The following is a 23,285-nucleotide window of genomic DNA, read 5'->3' as shown; positions in this document are numbered from 1 at the left end:
CTTTTTAGTTAAGAAAGGAGTTCGACCTATAGTCAAACTCCTTTTTAACTACTTCAAAAAACATAGTTCTCAAAAAACTAACAAATTACTAATAACCAGGATTTTGAGGAAAATCTTTATTTTGGTTTAAATCCAAAGCAGATTGTGGTATTGGTCTTAAAATTTTAAGCTTACCATCAACACCAACAAAATTTGCTTCTTTAATTTTATAATTATAAGCCGAAGCTCTTGCTACCAAAGTTCCTGTACGTTTTAAATCGAACCAACGTTTATATTCTCCCAATAGTTCTCTTCCTCTTTCGTCTAGAATATAATCGATGTTAAATTGGGCTAAAGTAGCATTTGCCACACCTGCTCTTCTTCTCACTTCATTTAAACGAGCTAAACCTGTTCCTGGATTTCCTGCTTTTAAATAAGCTTCTGCAGCAATTAAATACGTTTCTCCAAGTCTCGAAACAATAATATCTCTTGTACTTACAGGCCCTGTGCTTGAAGGCGTAGTTGGATCTGGATCATCAAATTTCTTAACAGGAATCGTGTAACAATCTAAGTTTTTAATTAGCGTATGTGCCGCAGAATATTCTCCCCAAGGATGATATACAAATGTTGCCGATAATCTTGAAGCATTAGCTGTCATCCAAGCCGTTTTATCAGCGGCTGTAAACCATTTTGGTTCGTAAAAATGTCTCACTTTTAACGACGCTGGATTTGAACTTCTGTAATACGGATAATATAAAATAGTCTTTGTAACTCCGTTTGTTGTTTCAGGACCTTCTACAATTTCAGTCATAAAAGTCGCATTCCATCTAGCATCGCCTTTTTCGTATAAACCTAAAGCATAATCTGTAGGACATAAATTGTAGCTTCTTAAAGGCGCTCCTGTTTCTGCTCCTCCTAAATAAGAACTGAAATAGTAAAATTGGTTATTACCCAATTTTGTTGGATCTGTACTTGTTGAAGCTTTGTCATATTGTACAGAAAAAATCGTTTCTGCATTTAAATCGTTTCCAGGCTTAAACAATTGATCGTAAGCTAATGCTAAAGTTTGTCCTGCAATTGCAGCATCGGCATAAGTAGCAGCTTTTGAAAAATCATCTGCTTTACCAAAAGTTTCATATCCTCTTGTTAAGTATACTTTTGCCAACAAATCGTTTACTGCTCTTTTGTTTACTTTTCCAGCTGTGCTATAAGCAGCGGTTCCAACATTAGCTAAAGCAAATTCTAAATCGGCTATGATTTGTGTATATACTTCTTCTGCACTATTTCTCGTGAAAGATAAAACTGGGGTAGTTATATTATCTAGAACAATTGGAACACCACCATAAGTCTGTACTAATAAGAAATAGGCATTTGCTCTTAAATAACGTGCTTCTCCTAAAAGTGTATTTATGTTTGGTGTCTGCTCTGTAACTGTCGAATAATACACTGTTTTGTTTACTGCCTGAATCTGCTGGTAACAAGAATTGTATAAATCGGCAACGTTGTCTGAAGACGGAATTAAAAGCGCATATTGACTTAAACCTGCAGGCTCAGGAGTTCTTCCTTCTGCATACATATCGGTTCCTGCTTCAAAAAGCCATGGATTACCACCATAAATTCCTTTTAACCAAGCATAATTAGAATTAACCAATAACTGAAATCCTGTTGCAGTTTTATATGTTGCATCTGCTGGTACAAACGAACGGCTATCTTCTTCTATATAATTACTGCATGAACTTGCAGCAGCAGCAATTATTCCTATCATTACTAATATTTTTTTCATTTGAATATCTTTATTAAAATTTAACACTTAATCCCAATTGTGTTGTCACTGATGCTGGACGGTTCACCCCAAAAGGAGAAGCTGCCCATTCTGGATCATAACCATCAAATTTTGTAAACACAAATGGATCTAGAACGTTTACATAAATTCTGAAATTTGAAATTTTTAGTTTTTTCAATAATTCAGAATCTAAAGTATAACCTAAAGATATATTTTTGATTTTCACATAAGAAACATCTCTGTAGTAACCAAATAAAGAAGTCCAATAAGCACCCGCACCTGTTGCTACAGGACCTGGTCTTGGGTTTGTTGTATTTGCATTTGCTTCGATACCTGCTCCATTAGTCGGAATAAAATAATCCATTGCTAATTTCTGACGTCCACGATCACTTACATCGGCAAAATTTTGGTGGAAAGTACTTAAAACTGTTTGCCCTTGACTTGTCAAAACCGAGAAATTAAAATCAAACTGACCTACAACTAACTTTGAATATAAACTTCCCTGCCACTCTGGGTTTGGGTTTCCAATTACAGTTCTATCATCTTGATTAAATTTCCCGTCTCCGTTTAAATCTTTTGGCCTTGCCTGTCCAGGAGCCATTCCGTAAGAAGCTGCCTGTGCTGCTTCACTTTCTTGCCAAACTCCGTCGTAAACATAATTGTAGTTCGGGTTTAATGGAGCGCCAAGAATTAATTTGTTTCCAATATCACTTACTTTATCCTGATTGTAAATTGACTCTAATTTATTTACGTTTTTAGTAAATGTAAAAGTCGTTTCCCAAGTTACTTTTCCTGATTTAATGTTTTTTGTTGTCAATAAAGCTTCTATACCTTTATTACTAACAGATCCAACATTTGCAAATGTATTTTTCCAGCCTGTTTCTGCTGGCAATTGCTGTTTGTAGATCAAATTGTCTGATAATCTGTCATAAACATCTACACTACCTGTAATTCTATTTTTCAAGAATCCAAAATCAACTCCTAAGTTATATTCTCTTGTTTTCTCCCAAGTTAGATTTGGATTTGCTAAGTTTTCTGACTGCCATCCTGGAACAACATTTGAGCCCATTGCATAAAAAGTCTGCTGGTTTAATAATGCTTGCGAAGTATAAGGTGCTACGTTATCATTTCCTGTATAACCAATACTCGCACGCAATTTTAAATCTGAAACAACTGAACTGTTTGCTAAAAATGATTCTTTACTAAGTTTCCATCCTAAAGCCAATGATGGAAAACTTTCCCATTTATTACCTTCAGACAAAACTGAAGAGCCATCCCATCTAGTAGAAGCTGTAACCAAATATTTATCTTTAAATGCATAGTTTAAACGTACTGCATAAGAGTTTAAAGTATTTTTTGCATAAGCAGATTTTATCACATAACTTGTTTGTGCTCCAGATCCCATATTGTCTGTTCCGACATCAAAAGGCTGATTATTAGAATACATATATGAACTTTCATCAACATTTGAGTACAAACTTTGTAATAATAATACACTAACATCATGTACTTCATTAAAAGTATGCTTCAAATCGATTTGATTGTCCCAAGTATAATTAAAGTTGTCTGAACTTTCTAACGTTGCAGAATTCTTTCCGTTTAATGTTACCCCTGCATTAGTTTGCGCTGTGTAAGAAGATGAATCTCTACTATTCATGATTCCTGCAGCAAAAGTGGTTTTAAACGAAAGCCATTTTAGAGGCTGGTATTGAAAATACGCATTTCCAACGGTCTGCCATGTGTCTTCTTTCTGAGAAGAATTAGCAATCTCCATTAACGGATTCACTGTCGAAGTTTTATTAATAGCCCAAGAACCATCAGGATAAGTTAACTTTCCTGGAAGAAAAAATAAAGTTCCTACTTTTTCATTTCCTGCAGCATCAATTGCCCAAGGAGACATAAGCGGACTTAATCTGAAAGCGTCCTGCATTGCTAAATCACTTCCTAATTGGTTGTTCAATCTCGCAATTGTAACATTTACTCCTGTAGAAAATTTGTCATTTATTTTATGATTCAATCCTAATTTAAAAGAGTATTTATCTGTTGCATCGTTTTCTATAAGACCACGATCGCTCTGAATTCCAAATCCTAAATTATAGCTTAAGCCAGAATCTGAACGACCTGAAATATTTAAATAATTATTCTCCGTCATTCCTGATTGAAGCACAGCATCATACCAATCAAAATTATATCCGCTGTTAGCTCGAGAAACCAATAATGGACTTTGATTTCCTGCTAAAGCAGCCAATTGTGCTGGAGTTTGGGTTAAAGGCGTTGCACTCATATACGCAACTTGATGGAACTTCCACCACTCTTCACCGCTCATCATTTTTGGTAATCTAGTCGCAATTTTATTTCCGTAAGAAGTGTCAAAAGTTACACTGATTCCTGCTTTTGCACTAGTTCCGCTTTTTGTTGTTACGATAATAACACCATTTGACCCCCTAGATCCATAAATAGCAGCAGAAGAAGCATCTTTTAAAACATCCATTCTGGCAATATCCTGCGGATTTAAGAAATCAATCCCATCCATTGGTACACCGTCTACAACGTATAGAGGTGAAGAACCAACTACACTTGGATTATTTGAATCTGCGATTAGGGAATTATTTCCTCTAATTACTACTTTAAATCCGTCTCCTGCACGTCCAGAAGATGATGAAATCTGAACCCCAGGTGTACTCCCCTGAATAGCCTCTAAAGGATTAATTGTATTTCTTTCTGTGATTGTTGCTGCACTGATTGTACTAACAGAACCTGTAAGATCTGTCTTTTTTACAGAGCCATATCCAACAACGACAACTTCGTTTAATGAATTGGATTGTTCAACAAGAGTTACATTGATTTTTGATTTTCCAGCAACACTTACTTCTTGTGTTTGAAATCCTAAATAGCTAATTACTAAAGTAGCTTTACTGCTTGATACATTAATTTTAAAACTTCCTTCGAAATCTGTTGAAGTTCCGTTTTTTGCTCCCTTTTCATTAATGTTTACCCCTGGCAGTGACATACCAGTGGCGTCGGTAATCTTTCCTTCAATTGTGGTTGACTGTGCATATATAGAAGTGCACAGCAAAAAATTCAGGAAAAAGAAAAATACAAAGTACTTATCTTTTCTCTCAGATAATTGTTTAATACTCATGTGGTTTAAAGTTTGGTTAATTGATAGTGTTTAGTTAGTAATAGATTCTACTTTTTTCTCATTGATATAGGTATTTATAAAATTTATGTTTTTAACGTTTTTTAATAAATAGAGTGAGTCTACTTTTTGAATTTTTACATTCTTCAGCGTAATGTTCTCAACTGGCGACTCTTTATAGCCTTCTGCCCAAACGCTATATTTTCCGCCATTTTTTACAGTCACATTCTCTAAGCTTACGTTTCTGATGGTCGGTATAAAGTTTCCTGTTTGGGATCCGTAGACATTATAAAACATATTCAATTTCAGAACACATTCTTTTACGGTTCCAACTTCAAGATTTCTTACGTAGATATTTTCAATGATTCCGCCTCTTTTTGAATTGGTTTTGATTCGAATGGCGCGATCCAAATTTGGACTGTCCATGACGCAATTTTCAACAAAGACATTATTTACTCCAGCCGAAATTTCACTTCCAATTACAACTCCTCCATGACCATCAATCATTTTACAGTTTTGTACAATGATATTTTTGCTTGGTATTGCTACTCTTCTACCGTCTCCGTCGCGTCCTGCTTTAATTGCAATACAATCATCGCCTGTGTTGAAAGTGCAATTTCTAATTATAATATTTTGGGAATATTCAGGATCGCAACCATCATTATTCGGGCCATGGCTATTAACCGTCACCCCATCAATAATCATGTTGTTTGTTTTTATTGGATGCAAAATCCAGAATGGAGAATTAATAATTTTAACATCTTTTACTAAAGCAGTATTACATTCAAAAAACTCAATAAAATTTGGTCTTAAGTAACGTCCTTCTCCAAAAACTCTTTCTGAAACCGGAACTCCTTTTTCTGCCATATCGACTAATACTTCACGATTTGTTGGGTCATTTTGAGACGGAATGCCTTTTTTCCATCCATAATTTTTTCCACCTGACCAAATCCACCAGTTTGTGCTATCCGCTTGACCATTTAAAGTGCCTTTTCCTGTAACGGCAATATTGGTTTTGTTTTTTGCGTAAATAAGCGGAGAATAATTCATCACTTCGGTTCCTTCCCAAGAAGTATGAACAATAGGATAATCTTTCGGATTTAAACTAAAAAGAATCTCAGCATTGTCTTCCAAATGCAGATTGACATTACTTTCTAAATGAATGGCTCCTGTTAAATATTTTCCATTTGGAACTAAGACTTTCCCACCGCCATTTGCAGCGCATTCTTTTATAGCTTTTTGAAACGCTAAGGTGTTTAACGTTTTTCCATCAGCAACAGCACCGAAATCGTTGATATTATAAACTTTATCTGAAAAATGGACCTGCGGAATACTTTTTAGAACCAAATCCATTGTTTCCCATGGCTTCTCCGAAGAAACAGAAGAAGAATGTCTTACACATGATGACACTAAAAGCCCTAAAAAGGCTAAAAAAACAATCTTTTTTATTGCGACTATCTTATTTGTAATCATTTGCACAGATTTTTCTAGTTTGAGTATCAAAAACATCATATTTTATGTAATCGATTACACGAAAGTAGAAAAATAGTTCTGAGACACCAAATTAATTTAGAAAAAAATTATATATTTAATTTTTATTACAAATTTTAATTACATTTAATGCAAAAATTTAGATAATTTATTATCATTGTAAAACCTAAAACGTTTGAATTTTAAATTATGGTAATCGATAACAATATTTATTGCGTAATGAAAAAAAATGTACTTTTGTTTAAAAATAATTCGATAAACTTTTTTTGAATGAGTGAAAAAGTAACTATTTACGATATTGCTGAAAAACTAAACATCACAGCTGCAACCGTTTCCAGAGCGTTAAATAATAATCCTAAAATAAAGGAAGCGACACGTGAGTTGGTTATCAAGACTGCTGCTGCAATGAATTACAAGCAAAATAAACTGGCGCTAGCTTTAAAAAGTGGCCGAAGTAATAATATCGGAGTTATTGTGCCGCGTATTGACAGTAATTTTTTCGCATCGGTTATTCGTGGAATCGAAGAAGAACTTTATCCTCACGGTTATCAGGTTATTATCTGCCAAACTCACGAAAGCATTAAAAGGGAAAATGAAAACCTTCACACACTTGTAGATGCTCAAGTTGATGGCATTATGATGTCGGTTACTGGCATTTCAGATGAGAATGACAGTGCTTTCAGAAATGTATTGGAGAAAAATGTACCGCTAATATTTTTCGATAGAAGCAAACACATTGACGGCGTAAGTTCTGTAACCATTAATGACTTTAAAGGCGGTTATTTAGCTACAAAACACCTTATTGATGAAGGCTGCCGTAACATTGCTCATTTCTCTGGAGATCAATCATTAGACATTTTCAAAAACAGGTTTTTAGGATACAAACAAGCATTGCTAGATAACGGACTTCCTTTTAGTGATGAATATGTCATTTTTACTAAAAGTAGCGTAGATGCTGGTAAAGAGGCTGTCGACAAACTTTTACAATTACAAACTCCGCCTGATGCCATTTTTTCTTCGAGTGATTTTGCCGCATTGGGAGCTATTCAAGAGCTAAAAGAACGAAATATCAGTATTCCAAGTGAGTTTTGTGTTGCTGGTTTCAGTAACGAACCTTTTACAAAATTCATGGAATTATCTATTACCTCTGTAGATCAGTCGCCATTAGAAATGGGAAGAATGTCCGCCCGAGTTTTCTTAGAACAGGTGGACAAAACAGATACTATTAAAATTGAAAAGAAAGTTGTTCTTGCACCAGAATTACATATTCGTAAATCTTCTACAAGAAGTAATTTTTAATTTTTTACCATATCAGTTATATAAGCCCATTTTAGAATGGGCTTTTTTTATGTAAGCTTCGGAGAAGCGAAATATTTATAGGAAAAGATTAACCGGTTACAACATAAAGCTCCAGGGGAGCGACATATATTTAGATTGCAAAAAAAATATGTCGCTCCCCTGGAGCTTTATTCTCGATGACTAATTTTTATCTATAAATATTTCGCTTCTCCGAAGCTTTCTCAAAAAAAAGACGCACTATATGGTGCGTCTTCTATATAAACCTTTGTCACTTTGCTCCTTAGAACCTTAGCACCTAAAAAACTAAAGCGATACCCCTCTTTTCCAAGGAATAAAATCATTCTGATTTAAAATAGCTGCTTTTGTTTTAATATTACCACTAGCAACGTCAATAATGAATTCTAACATTTCGTCAGCCATTTCGTCAATTGATTTTTCTCCAGTGATAATTCCACCAGTATCAATATCGATAATATCAGACATTTTGTTTGCTAATTGTGTGTTTGATGAAATCTTTACAACTGGAGCAATTGGATTTCCTGTTGGAGTTCCTAAACCTGTTGTAAACAATACCATATTTGCACCAGAACCAACCATTGCAGTAGTACATTCTACATCATTTCCTGGCGTACAAAGCAATGTAAAACCTGGCTCGTTAATATATTCTCCATAATCAAAAACACCTGTAATTGGCGATGTTCCACCTTTTTTAGCAGCACCCGCCGATTTCATAGCATCTGTAATCAAACCGTCTTTAATGTTACCTGGAGAAGGATTCATATCAAATCCTGAACCTGCATCAACAACTGTTTTTTCGTACCATTTCATTAAGTCTAAGAAACGTTTTCCATCCTTATCATCTACACAACGATTTACCAATTCTTGCTCTACTCCACATAATTCAGGAAATTCAGAAAGAATTGTAGTTCCTCCTAAAGCAACTAAATGATCTGATAAAACTCCCAATGTTGGGTTTGCAGAAATTCCAGAGAATCCGTCAGATCCACCACATTCTAAACCAATTCTTAGCTTAGATAATGGAGCTGGCTCTCTCTTAATTTCATTAGCTTTTTTAATAGCTTCAAAAGTGTCTTTTACCACACTGCTCAACATCGTTTCAATTGTTCCGATAGATTGCTGATCGTAAATCAAAACAGGTTTTTTACTGTTTGGATTAATTGCATCTAAAGCTTCTTTGAAGATTGAAATTTGAAGATTCTGGCATCCCAAACTCAATACCGTTGCTCCAGCCACGTTTGGATTGTTTACATAACCAGCCAAAAGCTTCGCTAAACTGTGAGAATCCTGACGAATTCCGCCACATCCACCTTGGTGTGTAATGAATTTTACTTCAATATTATTGAATAAATTAGCGTCGTTTGAAGCTTCTTGATTTCCTGCTCCACCCGTTTCTGATTTCACCAAAGAACGTAACAATAACTGATAATCGTTCTCTTTAGGTTTCATCAATTCTTTCTCGAAAATATCTTTTAAGATTTCGATGTTTCTGTTTTCACAAAAAACTAATGGAAAAAATAACCACACATTTTCTGTTCCAACCTGCCCATCTTCTCTATGATAGCCCTGCCACGTTCTGTCTTTCCATTTATCAACATTTGGAGCATTCCAGCCAATAGTTTCTGTTTTACCAGTAACTTTATCACTTTCGTGTTTTACGTTTGCTGTAGAAAGCAATCCGCCTTTTTCGATTCTAGCGCTTGCTTTTCCAACCAAAACACCATACATAATGATTCTGTCCCCTACATTAAAAGGAACCATTGCAATCTTATGTTTCATTTTTACATCAGACTCTACGGTAATTGATTGTCCTTCAAAATCAATCACTTCGCCTGCAGTAAGATCCACCAAAGCAACCGCAACATTATCGGTTGGGTGTACTTTTATTAATTTTTTCTGCGTTGCCATAATTAACCTTTGTTCTTTTTGTTGTGTTTTTTATTTTATTCTTTCTTGAAACTTAGCAAAGCCAGCTTCAATTCCGTTTGAATCAATTTCTTCTAAAGCAACTGTAATTGCTCTTGTTAAACCTGGAATTTCAGTTAAATCTTGGTCCCAGAAACCTTTGTTTTGCAATGTCAAACGAGCGATTTTTTCGTAATCATCAGATTTCCATAATCCGTTAAAGAATGTAGTAATATCTTCACCATCTTTAACCGGTAAAGTTTGACCATTCCAAGTTCCTTTGTAGAAACGAATTAAACTCGCTAATGAAAAAGTCAAATTAACAGGCAATTTTTTGTTCGCATTATAATATCCTAATAAACTAGGCAAAACTCTTACTTTGAATTTCGATACAGAATTTAATGCGATATCAGCAAGTGCATGTTTGATAAATGGATTTTTGAATCTGTCCATTACTTCCTCAGAATAGGCCGTAATTTCGTTTTTGTCCATATCAAGAGTTTCACTAATTTCACTAATAACGCTATTTACAAATTTCCCTGTAAATTCTCCGTCAACAGTTTCCATTACTAATTTATTACCATGCAAAAGTGAAAAAGGAACCATTGCCGTATGCGCACCGTTTAAAATACGAACTTTAATCATTTTAAAAGGACGTATATCATCAACGATTTTTACATTCAAATCTGTTTTGTGGAAAGGCAATTTTGCTTTTAGATCATCTCCACCTTCAATTGCCCAAAGGAAAAAAGGTTCAGCCGCAACAATTAAGTTGTCCTCATAATCTAATTTATTATTGTATTCTTCAATTTCAGCTCTAGGATATCCAGGGACAATTCTGTCCACCAAAGTACTATGATAGGTACAAGCATCTGATACCCAAGCTTTAAATGCATCCTCCAATTTCCATAAATCAACATATTGCAAAATATATTTTTTAAGAGTTTCAGAGTTATAATCAATTAATTCACAAGGAATTATTGTAACTCCTTTAGAAGCATCTCCATTAAAATGCTTAAATCTTTCATATAACAAAACCGTCAATTTTGCAGGAAATGATACTGGTGGCTGCATGTCTGGAGTATCACTTTCAATAAATTCAATTCCAGCTTCTGTAGTATTAGAAACAATAAACTGAAGTTCTTCTTCTTTAGCTAAAGCCAAATAATTTGCAAATTCAGTATATGGGTTTATAGTTTTTACAATATTATTAATCAAGACAATATCTTGTATCTTTTCACCTTTTTTAATTCCGTTCATAAACAAGGTATAAAGGCCGTCCTGATCATTAATCATATTTACCATACCGTCTTTCAATGGTTGAACTACTGCAATACCGGCATTAAAATCAACTTCTTTATTTAGTTTATCAAAAGCATAATCAACAAAGGCTCTTAAAAAGTTACCTTCTCCAAACTGAACTACTTTAATTGGCTGTAACTTTTCTAATCCTGTATTTATTCTATTTAATTTTTTCATTTTAAATTCTCTTTAATGCGTTATAAATAACCATTTACAAACCTTATTTCATTATTTCTGCCTTTTAAATTGTAAATGAAACATTACACTCGATTGAGTAAAATAAAGCCGGCTGTGAGGAATGGCTAGCTAAATTTTTCAAGCGTAATGTTCAATTACAATCTCTAAAAATCTAAAAAAAACTTATAAAATAAGGAGTTAGGCATGATTACTCCTTAATCTATTTTCTAATATCTTTTATAATGTCAAGAACCTGTTTCACTTTTGAAGTAAGTCCGTCGAAGTCTTTGTTGTCTAATATATCTTTTGAAATTAACTGTGAGCCCAAACCGACACAGGTTGCTCCCGCATTTAACCATGAACTTAAACTTTCTTTTGTTGGATAAACACCGCCTGTAGGCATAATGTTTGTCCACGGACACGGACCTTTTATCGCTTTAATAAACTCTGGTCCATAAGTATCAGCTGGAAATAGTTTTACGATTTCACAGCCTAATTCTTCTGCTCTTGCAATTTCTGTCAAAGTACCGCAGCCTGGCGACCAAAGCACTTTTCTGCGATTACAAGCTATAGCTATATCTTCTCTAAAAACTGGAGTTACAATAAAATTTGCTCCTAAGCTCATGTACAACGAAGCCGAAGCCGCATCTGTAATAGAACCAACTCCCAGAATCATTCCTGGCAGTTCTGCCAAAGCATATTTGTTTAAAGCACCGAAAACTTCGTGAGCAAAATCACCTCGGCTAGTAAATTCCATTAATCGAGATCCACCATCATAACATGCTTTTAAAACTTTTTTACTCAGCTCAATATCAGAATGAAAAAACAACGGAACCATACCATTCTCCTTCATTGTCTGAGCTACTTCTATTCTTGAATATTTTGCCATTTTTATTTAAAATTACCTTGATACTAATGCAGAACCATCACCATCAATCATATTTTCAACTTCTTTTAAAGTAACCAAGTTATAATCTCCTGCAATTGTATGTTTTAAACAACAAGCTGCAACTGCAAAATCTAATGCTCTCTGGTTCTTATTATATTCCAATAAACCGTAGATTAATCCGCCCATAAAAGCATCACCGCTTCCTACACGGTCTACAACCGGAGTAACTTCTTTTACGGCTGCGCTATAAATTGCTTTTCCGTCGTATAAAATTCCGCCAATTCTCTGGTGAGAAGCACTAACAGAATAACGTAGTGTCGTTGCCGCAATTTTTAAGCTCGGAATCAACTCAAACAATTTATCATATACTGCTGGAAGTGATTTTTCGTCCTGATAATTCGGATTTACTTTCGGGATTCCCAACATGAAATACGCTGTATCTATATCTCCTAAAATCACATTGCTGTATTTTAGCATTTCTGGCATAACCTCGCTTGGCGTTTTTCCATACTGCCAAAGTTTTGATCTATAGTTTAAATCACATGAAATTTTAATTCCTTTTTTATGAGCGACTTTAATTGCTTCTAAACAAGCTTCAGCTGCACTTTCAGAAATTGCTGGTGTAATACCGCTCCAATGAAACCATTCTGCACCTTCCAAGACTTTGTCCCAGTCAACCTGTCCTTTTTCTATGGTCGACATTGCGCTATGAGCACGATCGTAAACCACATTGCTTCCGCGAGTTCCTGCTCCAGTTTCTAAGAAATAGATTCCTAAACGTTCTCCTCCATAAATAATGTTTTTAGACTCGACATTCATCTTTCTGATTTCTTTTAATGCAGAAAAACCAATTTCATTTTCAGGTAATCTGGTAACAAATTCAGCATTTACACCATAATTAGCCAGAGAAACACATACGTTAAATTCACCGCCACCATACGTAGCACCAAATGCTGTAGATTGCGAAAAACGCAAATGTCTTTCTGTCGATAAACGCAACATGATTTCTCCAAATGCAACTACTCTACTCATTTATTTATATTTTTTTTTGCCACAGATTACAATGATTAAAAAGGATTTCATTTAGTATTCCTTGCGTAATCTTTGCTCCCGATAATTATCCGGATTGCGGTTAGACTTTATTTAAAACTTAAAATATTCTTTAGCATTGTTGTATGAAATATCAGAAACTAGTTTTCCGATCCATTCCATATCGTTTGGAAGTTCTCCTCTTTTGATTTCGTCTCCCAAAAGATTACATAAAATACGTCTGAAATATTCGTGTCTTGGAAACGATAAGAAACTTCTCGAATCCGTAAGCATTCCAACAAAACAGCTAATTAAGCCCATGTTTGAAAGCGCATTCAATTGTTTTGTCATTCCATCTTTTTGATCTAAGAACCACCATCCAGAACCAAATTGTACTTTTCCGCGAACGCTTCCGTCGTTGAAGTTTCCAATCATCGTTGCCATAACTTCGTTATCAGCAGGATTTAGGTTATATATAATCGTTTTAGTCAATTTATCTTTGCTGTCTAAAGCATTTAAGAAAGCTGATAATTTTTGCGCTTGCGGATAATCTCCAATAGAATCCCATCCTGTATCTGGACCTAAAATTCTGTGCATACGAGCGTTATTGTTACGCAATGCACCTAAGTGAAACTGTTGTACCCATCCAAACTCATGATAAGTTTCTGACAAGAAAACTAAAATAGCGCTATGGAATTTTAAGACTTCTTCTGGAGACAATTCGCCATTTTCTCTTTTCTTTTTGAAAATAGAATTGATTTCACTTTCTGTATAGTTCTCAAAATCAATCTGATTCAATCCGTGATCACTTAATTTACATCCGTTTGCATTAAAGAATTCGATTCTTTTTCTTAAAGCAGACTGTAAATCAGCATAGGTGTTAATTGCAATACCGGACACATCCCCTAATGTGTCCAGATATGCATTATATCCATCATTAGCAATTAAGATGGCTTTATCAGGTCTGAAAGCCGTACTCATTTTAATTCCAGTCGAATTATTTGCGAATTTTTGGTGAAATTCTAATGAATCGATTGGATCTTCTGTAGTACAAACTAATTCAGCGTTTACTTTTTTAAGAAGATTTTGCGTGCTGTACGCCTGAGAATTTATTTTCTCAGAAGTTTCGATATAAATTTTCTCTGCCGATTTTTCATTCAACAAATCATAAATATCAAAATAACGAGCCAATTCTAAATGCGTCCAGTGGTACAACGGATTACGCATTGTGTACGGAACTGTTTTTCCCCAGTTTAAGAATTTATCTTTATCTGAACCATTTCCAGTTACAAACTGCTCGTTGATTCCTAATGTACGCATTGCACGCCATTTGTAGTGATCACCATTAATCCAAACTTGCGTGATATTGTCAAAGATTTTATCTTCTGCAATAAACTGTGGATTTAAGTGATTATGATAATCTATAATGGGCTGATTTTTAGAGTAATTGTGGTACAACTCTTCAGCATATTTATTTTCTAATAAAAAATTATCGTGTATGAATTTCTGGCTCATGTCTTTTAAAATATAATTTGAAAATTATTCTTCGTTTGAAGGTTTTCCGATAGTGGCAAGGATTCCACCGTCAACATACAAGATGTGACCGTTTACAAAATCACTCGCCTTAGATGATAAAAATATCGCCGCTCCAGCCAAATCGCTTGGATCTCCCCATTTTGCAGCTGGCGTTCTGCTAATGATAAAATCGTTAAACGGATTTCCATCAACTCTAATTGGTTTTGTCTGTTCTGTTGCAAAATATCCAGGACCGATTCCGTTAATCTGAACATTGTATTTTGCCCATTCTGTTGCCATATTTTTAGTCAGCATTTTTAAACCACCTTTTGCAGCAGCATAAGCAGAAACTGTATTTCGTCCCAATTCGCTCATCATAGAGCAAATGTTGATGATTTTTCCTTCTCTTCTTTCAATCATTCCTTTAGCAACATGCTTAGAAACGATAAACGGACTTACAAGATCGATATCAACCACTTCTCTAAAATCAGCAACCTCCATATCCAAAAGCGGAATTCTTTTGATAATTCCCGCATTATTGATCAAGATATCGATTGGTCCAACTTCGTTCTGAATTTTGGCAACCGCTTCTTTTACTTCCTGCTCTTCGGTTACATTAAATTTGTAGCCTACTGCATTAATACCTTCACTTTTTAATTCGGCTACAGCATTATCAATTTTTTCTTGAGAAGAATTTCCGTTCACAACAATTGTTGCACCCGCCTGACCTAATCCTTTTGCCATTGCCATTCCCAGTCCGTGTGTACTTCCTGTTATTAAGGCAACTTTTCCTTTTATATCAAACAAATTTGTCATCTTATCTTAAATCAGTGATTTTACAAACATCCATATCTCCGTAATCTAAGTTTTCACCAGCCATTCCCCAGATAAAAGTATAATTGCTAGTTCCAGAGCCTGAGTGAATAGACCAAGGCGGAGAAATTACTGCCTGATGATTGTTCATCCAGATATGTCTTGTTTCCTGAGGTTGTCCCATAAAGTGGCAAACTGCCTGATCTTGCGGAATATCTAAATAAAAATATACTTCCATTCTACGGTCGTGAACGTGAGCTGGCATGGTATTCCAAACACTTCCTGGCTTCAATTCCGTCATTCCCATCTGTAATTGGCAAGTTGTTACTACACTACCAATAATCATTTGGTTTACAGTACGGTGATTTGCCGTTTCCATTGTTCCCAATTGTAATTTATTAGCTTCAGCTAAACTTACTTTTTTAGTTGGGTAAGTGGTATGTGCTGGTGCAGAGTTTAAATAGAATTTAGCAGGATTGCTTTTGTCATCACTTTTAAAAACCACCTCTTTATTTCCAGCTCCGATATACAAAGCATCTTTAAAACCTAACTCATAAGTTGTTCCTTCTACTACAACAGAACCGCTTCCTCCAACATTGATGATTCCTAATTCTCTACGCTCTAAAAAATAAGGCGCTTTTAAAGGATCAATTGTTTCTAAAGCTAAATCCCCTTTTACAGGAACTGCAGAACCTGCAATGTATCTGTCGTAATGCGAATAAACCAATACAACTTCATCTTCCTGCATTAAGTCATCAATTAAGAATTCTTCTCTCAATTGCTGTGTGTCATATTTTTTTACAGCTTCAGGGCTTGACGCGTATCTTGAACTATATTTTGTCATAATTTTAAATTAATGTAATCGATTGCACAAAATTATATTTTTATATTTAAATAGCATAATTGAAAACGAAAAAATGTTTCAATTCTGTTCATTTTTCTTTATAATTCGACTTTTTTCATTCGTGGAACCAGAATATGCATTATCAGCCAAGCCAATAAATACGATGCTCCACAAATACAGAACATAATAAAATAACCTGTTTCTACTTTTCCAAGCTTGGTATAGTAAACAAACATATTTTTCTGAACTAGCAATGTCAGCAAAATTCCACCAAGTGCTCCAAACATTCCACCTAATCCGGTTACAGATGCTGTTGCTTTTTTAGGAAACATATCGGATACTGTTGTAAAGATATTGGCACTCCATGCCTGATGCGCCGAAACAGCCAATCCGATCACTAAAATTGCAAACCAGATATTTATAGCTCCTAATTGCTGAGCGAATAAAACCGGCAATACAGCAAAAGCATAAAGCAACATACTTGTTTTACGAGCTTTGTAAGCAGGCCAATTGTTATTTATCAATTTTAATGGAAGCCAGCCTCCCCCAATGCTTCCAATACTTCCAATCATATAAACTAATGCACAAGGCCAGATAATTTCTGTCGCATTAAGCTTATATTGCTTCATCAAAAAGTCTGGTAACCAGAACAAATAAAACCACCAAACTGGATCTGTCAATAATTTGCCAATTGCAAAAGCCCAAGTCTGGCGAAATGATAATAATTTTATCCAAGAAACCTTTTCTTTTGACTCCTCTTCCACTTCCTCTACTTGATCAGAAGTAATATATTCTAATTCTGCTTGAGATAAACGTTTTTGCTTTTGAGGCACTTCATACAATAAAAACCATAAAGCAAGCCAGATAAAACCAACAATTCCTGTTATGATAAATGCCCATTGCCATCCATACTTTTCAGCAATATGAGGAACAGTTAAAGGTACGATTATGGCACCAATATTACTTCCTGAATTAAAGATCCCTGTTGCCAGAGCTCTTTCTTTCTGCGGAAACCATTCTGCAGTCGCTTTAATTGCTGCCGGAAAGTTTCCTGCTTCTGTTACTCCTAAAAACACTCGGGCAATTAAAAAACCTCCTGTTCCTGTTGCCAACGCGTGTCCAATTGCGGCTAAACTCCATAATCCTGTTGCAATGGCATAACCCAACTTAGTCCCCAACTTATCAATAATTCCTCCTGCAACCAGCATTCCGAGAGCGTATGCAATTTTAAATGCTAGTTCGATGTTCGAGTAATCTATAACCTCCTGTTCGGGAGTCCAGTGAAACGCTTCTGCCAAAAAAGGCCTGAGGTAACTTATTACATTTCTATCTAGATAATTAACAGTTGTAGCAAAAAAAACTAAACTGCAAATAGTCCAACGGTATTTTCCTATTGCTGCATTAGCTTGGTTCATGATGTGGTTGTGGTTTAGGTTGGTTAGTTAGTTTTTGAAATCTCTTTAGAGATCTGTAATCGGACTGTATTTTGGAACCAATGTTTTCATTACAATCCAGCCTGTTAAATAACAAACTGCACAAATAGAAAATATGATAAAATATCCAGCCTCAATTCCTTTGAATCCCATAAAAGCCATATTGGTATCTTTTGCATAATCAAACAATACTCCAGATCCTTTATTAATCAGGGTTGAACCAACTCCACCTGCTAAACCTCCAATTCCTGTAATGGTTGCAATAGCTTTTTTAGGAAACATATCTCCTACTGTTGTAAAAATATTTGCCGACCAAGATTGGTGCGCAGCACCTGCAATTCCAATAATAATTACCGGAACCCAATAACTGATATATCCTAATGGCTGTGCAATCAAGGCTAATAATGGGAAAAATGCAAATATTAACATTGCTCTCATTCTTCCTTCGTATGGATTCATTCCTTTTTTCTCTACGAAATACGTTGGAAGCCAGCCTCCAATAATTGACAATAATGTAATCATGTAAAGTACAAATAGAGGTAATGCTGCTTCTGTAGAATCCATTCCGTAAACAGAACTTAGATACGCTGGAGTCCAAAATAAGAAGAACCACCAAACACCATCTGTCATAAATTTACCAAATGCAAAAGCCCAAGTTTGTTTGTATTTAAAGCAATCTGCTAAAGAAACTTTTGTGCTTGTTTCTGGCACGAAACCAACTAATTTGCTGTCTGCAATATCGTCTTGCTGAATATAAGCTAATTCTTCTGGAGAAACTCTTGTATGTTTTTCTGGTTTGTCGTACATAAACATCCAAAATCCCATCCAAACAAACCCTAAAGCTCCGATGATGATAAATGACATTTCCCATCCGAAAGATTTTGCAATAAAAGGAATTGTAATTGGCGCTGCTAAGGCTCCAACTGTCGCTCCTGCATTGAAAATACTAGTTGCAAAAGCTCTGTCTTTTTTAGGAAAATATTCTGCTGTAGTTTTAATCGCTGCGGGAAAGTTTCCTGCTTCTCCAACTGCTAGAACGAAACGAGCAAAAATAAATAAAGCAACACTTACATTGATAACCAATGCTGTATCGCTTATTGTACTGATTATATCTTTTGAACCGTGAAACCCTACAAACCATTCTCCTGCAATAATTCCCGAAGTCGCAATACCGCAGAATGCATGAAGACAGGCTCCAACTGACCAGATTCCGATTGCCCAAAGAAATCCTTTTTTAGTATCCAACCAATCTACAAATCTACCCGCAAACAATAATGACACTGCATAAAAAATAGAAAACAAAGCGGTAATATTTCCGTAGTCGTTATTGGTCCAGTGAAATTCTGGCGCGATAAAGTCGCTCCATGTTAACGACAGCACTTGTCTATCCAGGTAATTGATTGTAGTTGCAAAAAATAGCAATGCACAAATACTCCAACGGTATTTTCCAGTTGTTTTGATGCCTTGATTTACTGCAACAGTTTCGGTTTGATTCATAGTAAGTGGGTATTATAGTTTTTGTAATTTTTGGTCATCTTAAAAGACTATATTTACTGCTTTCTAAAAATATTAAAATCAATAAATTAACACCTTAAAAGAAAAATAATGTAATCGATTGCACAAATATAGTTTTTAATCTGTACAATCCAAATAATATTGTGTAAAAAATTATTTTGGCTTATCAAATAAACATATTACATAAAAAAAGGAATACAAAATTACACATTAAACAATATATTTGTTAAAAGCCAATGGGTGAAATTCATCCTTTTTTGGAGTAAAATTGTCCTAAAAATCATAATTAAAAAAAGCATTTTTTGTCAATTTTGACTAATTTAGGCTATCGGTTGCAATTTTTTAAGCACGAAACGCATACTATTATAAATCAAACAATTACAAACTAAATTGAAAACTACTAGAACACAATTTTCAAGAGGAATTACGTTGAGTTTTCTTCTTTTTTCAGGACTATTTTCTATGAGCGCACAAAATCAAGTAATTCCATTATGGGATAAAATTCCAGATGAAGTAAAAGCCTCCAATTACAAAGAAAAAGAAGTTCTTAAAAATGGAAAAATGGAAAGCACAAGCCAAGTCTCTGTACCAACTTTAAGTATTTTTATTCCGAAAGAAGCAAAACCAAATCAAACAGCAGTTGTTATTTGTCCAGGAGGCGGTTATACACATTTAGCTTTTGATAAAGAAGGAACAAAAGTTGCAGAATGGTTTAACAGCTTAGGAATTGCAGCTTTTGTACTAAAATATAGAATGCCGAGCGATTTAACTATGAAAAACAAAAATGTTGGGCCATTACAAGATGCACAAGAAGCTATTCGTTATGTAAGACAAAATGCTTCGAAATGGAATATTGATCCTAATAAAATAGGAATTTTAGGTTTTTCTGCAGGTGGTCATCTCGCTTCAACGGCTTCCACGCATTATGATGATAAAGTTTATGAATCAGCATATAAAGTGAGTGCACGTCCGGATTTTTCATTATTGATTTATCCTGTAATTTCAATGGAAAACGAAATTACTCATAAAGGTTCGCAAACCAATTTACTTGGAAATAATCCTTCAAAGGAATTAATAGATTCTTTTTCGAACGAAAAGAAAGTGACTTCTACAACACCTCCCACTTTCCTAATTCATGCTACAGATGATACTGTCGTTATACCAGAAAACAGCATCAATTATTATTTAGCGCTAAAGAAAAATGGAGTTTCTGCTGAGTTGCATATATATGAAAAAGGTGGCCACGGATTTGGATTAGGTGTTGGCGATACAAGCAAATTTTGGACAAGAGATTGTGCTGAATGGCTAAAAGCAAACAATTATAATTAAAAATAGAAAGGCAAAACTTTTACAAGTTTTGCCTTTTATCAAAAAAAAAAAACAAAAAGGAATTAAAAAACCAATTTTAATATGATTAAGCAGTAACTTCTTGTTCTGCAATATTTTTCAATTTAGAAACAGGAATTGCTTTAGTTGCCACTTTTGTTTTTGCAGCAGGCTTCTTTTTACCAAATTTTTGTTTTCCCCACCAAATAATAAATCCGGTAATGGGTAAACTAGCAGAAATTAAACTAGCCAAAAATGCAATGATTTTCCCTGTAAGCCCAAGAACACTTCCTACGTGAATATCGTAATTCATACGTCTAATTTTGTCTGGAATATTTGCCTCTACATATTTTCCTGAAAATGGTGTTTTAATCGATATTTCTTTTAAAGTCTGCTGATCAAAACTATATCGATCCATATTGTAAAAGGTATGTTTTTGTTTGTATACAAAAGCACCAATCGGATCTGCAGGTTTTGCCGGAATACTAATCATGATTCCTGCTGCTTGAGGATTCTCTTTTCTTAGATTCAATAAAACTTTATCTGCTGTTGTAATATTAAATGCTTTTACGTGAGTTGTATCAGATTTTGGAGATTCACGGTTTTCAACCAATGGTTTTCCGCCAGAAGTAACCCAATACAAGGATTTACTCCACCATCCAAAACTCCAAACTAAGCCTGTTACGGCAATAAAAAATAGGAAAATACAGCTATAGAAACCAAATACATTATGCATGTCATAATTGACACGCTTAAAACTCGCATCCCATTTTATTTTAAAACTTTTATCAATAATAGATTTAATCCATTTTGTAGGCCACCACAAAACGATTCCAGAAATCAGTAAAACAACAAAAATTAAAACCGCGACTCCAACGATTGGTCTTCCAATATCATACGGAAGCCACAAAGCACGATGTCCGTTTAAAATCCATCTGAAAAAGTCAGGAGAATCACTTCTAGAAACCGATTTTATATTTGATATATCTCCCGTATAAGGATTCATGTAAACGCTAATAAAAGTTCCCTGTCTTCTGCCACCTTTACGCTTTTCATCTTTTCCTTTGCCTATACCTTTTTCATTCTTCTGAGCTTTTAACTTAGATTTTTCGTTTTTGCTTTCGTTTTTAGCAAAATCTTTTCTTCTTTCGCTTTTTTTATTTTCTTCTTTACTTCCTCTTTCGCCATTTTCTTTTTTCTCCACAAAATAACCAACAATTGCAGCTTCATCTTTTGCTCCAAAAGTTACGCTTGTAGCTTTTTTATCTTTCATTTTATTATCTGCAATTGTCACCAATTGAGACGGCAGTAAGAATGCTTTTTCCTGAGGTTTTACAAAACGCCAGTCTTCGATAAAGTCTCTTATTTCATTTTCAAAAACATAAATACAGCCTGTTAGACTGACAATGACCACAATGATTCCAGATGCTAAACCAAGCCACAAATGCAGCCAGGCCATGATGCGCTTAAAAAGCGACTTTTTACTTTTTTTCTTATTATTTGGTTTTGAAGAAGAAAACATAATTGGATAGATAAATAGGATAAATAAAAAAACCGTAAGTCCTCATAAAAAGGGACTTACGGCAAAAAAATATTAGTATTTTAATTTCTGGATTGCAGTAATTTGTCCGCCTTCCACTTTCATACCTTTTGTTGCAACAGCAGTTGTACCATTGATAGAGTAAATCCAGTTTCCGTCGGGAGTATTGATCCCTACAATTGCAGAACTTCCGTCTTCTGAAGTAATATTGTAACGGCTCGTTACAGAAGTCAATGTTGCAGGAGCATTTGTTACCCAAGTAAATGTCTGGTTGTAAACATCGGCAATAGCCATTTTAACTGCACCGTTATTTTTACCTACATTTCCGTACATTAACAATAAGAATTTACCTTTTGAAATGTAGCTTGTAGAAGAAATTTTGTACCCACCAGATTTTTCTTGAACATTGAAGAAATACGTTTTATCAAACTCTGTAGTTCCTTTTTTAATTTTCACAATCGCTGAAGGTTTTGTAGAAGTCATTACAGCATTACTAGTAGCAATTGCACCAGAGAATCCGTAAGCGTCTCCATTTTCATCTTGGAATAATCCGTTTGTAAAATAAGCTCCTAAATAACTTGTACGGTTATCTTTAATTACTTTTTCTAATTTCAATTCTGGATAATTGTAAACCGCAACCCAAGTACTATCTGGATTTGCAGTACCAAAGTTGTCTACTCCATCTCCTTTTATACTCATATAAGGCATATACACTTTATCTCCAACTTGAGTTGCCCAAGTATAGAAAGCTCTTTCACCGTTTCCAGCCAATTTCTTAGTATCTTGTTGTGCTTCACCAGTAATAAGTGATTTTTCAGCATCAATTTTATACATAGAAGCGATAGAAGCACCACTTCTTGGAACTTTAACCGTCAAGATATCTTTGTTTACAGCAGCAAATACGTGTACTGTTTCAGCTTGAAAATCAGATTTTTTAACCAATTTACCTTCAGCATTTAAGTTGTAAGTTGTTACAGCTCCTGGATTTCCTTGTCCGTAAAGCAAACTAAAGAAGTTGTTTTGTGCTGTAATGTAGTAACGGTATGTTCCGTCTTGCTCTAATCCGTTTCCTGTAGTTGTGATAGATCCTGTAGAAACATCATCTGCAGTTAACAAATAATCTGCAATTCCTGCTGCACCAGTTGTTGCAGTAATAATATATTTAGTTTTTCCTGTATCTGTTCCTCCGCCAGTTTCTCCTGGCTTATCAGAATCACTGCTGCAAGAAAAAGCTGTAAAAGCTATAACAGCTGATAATAACGCTAATGTTGTACTTTTTTTCATTGTA

16 protein-coding genes are annotated in these 23,285 nt (G+C 34.8%); 2 read left to right on the top strand and 14 right to left on the bottom strand.

From position 1 onward, the window contains the following. Window positions 1-88 precede the first annotated feature (88 nt). The 3 genes from AAYQ05_RS12620 to AAYQ05_RS12610 are packed head-to-tail and all read right to left on the bottom strand — an operon-like array spanning window position 89 to window position 6,374. Window positions 89-1,762, bottom strand: coding sequence for a RagB/SusD family nutrient uptake outer membrane protein (locus AAYQ05_RS12620; RefSeq protein WP_343543759.1), 1,674 nt, complete (start codon window positions 1,760-1,762; stop codon window positions 89-91). A 13-nt stretch (window positions 1,763-1,775) separates the two neighbouring features. Continuing rightward, on the bottom strand, window positions 1,776-4,904 hold the full coding sequence (locus tag AAYQ05_RS12615; protein WP_343543758.1) for a SusC/RagA family TonB-linked outer membrane protein: 3,129 nt from the start codon (window positions 4,902-4,904) through the stop codon (window positions 1,776-1,778). 30 nt (window positions 4,905-4,934) lie between these two features. Then, on the bottom strand, window positions 4,935-6,374 hold the full coding sequence (locus tag AAYQ05_RS12610; protein WP_343543756.1) for a glycoside hydrolase family 28 protein: 1,440 nt from the start codon (window positions 6,372-6,374) through the stop codon (window positions 4,935-4,937). 288 nt (window positions 6,375-6,662) lie between these two features. Between AAYQ05_RS12610 and AAYQ05_RS12605 the strand changes: the two genes are divergently transcribed. Beyond that, window positions 6,663-7,691, top strand: coding sequence for a LacI family DNA-binding transcriptional regulator (locus AAYQ05_RS12605; protein ID WP_343543755.1), 1,029 nt, complete (start codon window positions 6,663-6,665; stop codon window positions 7,689-7,691). A gap of 303 nt (window positions 7,692-7,994) precedes the next feature. Here the strand turns inward: AAYQ05_RS12605 and AAYQ05_RS12600 are convergent, their stop codons facing one another. From AAYQ05_RS12600 to AAYQ05_RS12560, 9 genes are all read right to left on the bottom strand, one after another. After that, window positions 7,995-9,617 (bottom strand): UxaA family hydrolase, encoded by a 1,623-nt coding sequence (locus AAYQ05_RS12600; RefSeq protein WP_281633050.1) that lies wholly within the window; start codon window positions 9,615-9,617, stop codon window positions 7,995-7,997. A 30-nt stretch (window positions 9,618-9,647) separates the two neighbouring features. Beyond that, window positions 9,648-11,093 (bottom strand): tagaturonate reductase, encoded by a 1,446-nt coding sequence (locus tag AAYQ05_RS12595; RefSeq protein ID WP_343543753.1) that lies wholly within the window; start codon window positions 11,091-11,093, stop codon window positions 9,648-9,650. Between the two features lie 220 nt (window positions 11,094-11,313). Next, window positions 11,314-11,982 carry a bifunctional 4-hydroxy-2-oxoglutarate aldolase/2-dehydro-3-deoxy-phosphogluconate aldolase gene (locus AAYQ05_RS12590; protein ID WP_343543752.1) on the bottom strand — a complete coding sequence of 223 codons (669 nt, stop codon included), beginning with the start codon at window positions 11,980-11,982 and terminating at the stop codon, window positions 11,314-11,316. A 12-nt stretch (window positions 11,983-11,994) separates the two neighbouring features. Beyond that, on the bottom strand, window positions 11,995-13,014 hold the full coding sequence (locus AAYQ05_RS12585; RefSeq protein WP_343543751.1) for a PfkB family carbohydrate kinase: 1,020 nt from the start codon (window positions 13,012-13,014) through the stop codon (window positions 11,995-11,997). Between the two features lie 111 nt (window positions 13,015-13,125). Next, a complete protein-coding gene (uxaC, locus tag AAYQ05_RS12580) occupies window positions 13,126-14,526 on the bottom strand; it encodes a glucuronate isomerase (protein WP_343543749.1) in 1,401 nt (466 codons plus the stop codon). A gap of 24 nt (window positions 14,527-14,550) precedes the next feature. Further along, window positions 14,551-15,342 carry a gluconate 5-dehydrogenase gene (locus AAYQ05_RS12575; RefSeq protein ID WP_343543747.1) on the bottom strand — a complete coding sequence of 264 codons (792 nt, stop codon included), beginning with the start codon at window positions 15,340-15,342 and terminating at the stop codon, window positions 14,551-14,553. 1 nt (window position 15,343) lies between these two features. Next, window positions 15,344-16,183: a 5-dehydro-4-deoxy-D-glucuronate isomerase gene (kduI, locus tag AAYQ05_RS12570; protein ID WP_198857980.1), complete on the bottom strand. Its 840-nt coding sequence runs from the start codon at window positions 16,181-16,183 to the stop codon at window positions 15,344-15,346. Between the two features lie 98 nt (window positions 16,184-16,281). Further along, the gene (locus AAYQ05_RS12565) at window positions 16,282-17,598 is read right to left on the bottom strand and encodes an MFS transporter (RefSeq protein WP_343543742.1); all 1,317 of its coding nucleotides are present in this window, start codon (window positions 17,596-17,598) and stop codon (window positions 16,282-16,284) included. 45 nt (window positions 17,599-17,643) lie between these two features. Then, entirely contained in the window at window positions 17,644-19,113 is a 1,470-nt protein-coding gene (locus tag AAYQ05_RS12560) for an MFS transporter (protein ID WP_343543740.1), read from the bottom strand. 408 nt (window positions 19,114-19,521) lie between these two features. On the opposite strand from AAYQ05_RS12560, the gene AAYQ05_RS12555 reads away from it, so the two are divergent. Then, window positions 19,522-20,460: an alpha/beta hydrolase gene (locus AAYQ05_RS12555; protein ID WP_343543739.1), complete on the top strand. Its 939-nt coding sequence runs from the start codon at window positions 19,522-19,524 to the stop codon at window positions 20,458-20,460. An 85-nt stretch (window positions 20,461-20,545) separates the two neighbouring features. On the opposite strand, the gene AAYQ05_RS12550 is transcribed toward AAYQ05_RS12555, so the two are convergent. Then, entirely contained in the window at window positions 20,546-21,916 is a 1,371-nt protein-coding gene (locus AAYQ05_RS12550; protein ID WP_343543736.1) for a PepSY-associated TM helix domain-containing protein, read from the bottom strand. Between the two features lie 135 nt (window positions 21,917-22,051). Continuing rightward, entirely contained in the window at window positions 22,052-23,281 is a 1,230-nt protein-coding gene (locus AAYQ05_RS12545; protein WP_343543735.1) for a DUF4374 domain-containing protein, read from the bottom strand. Window positions 23,282-23,285: the final 4 nt, after the last annotated feature.

It is taken from the genome of Flavobacterium movens, assembly GCF_039581425.1.
Lineage (GTDB): Bacteria > Bacteroidota > Bacteroidia > Flavobacteriales > Flavobacteriaceae > Flavobacterium > Flavobacterium luteolum.
This window is presented reverse-complemented; position numbering and strand designations above follow the sequence as displayed.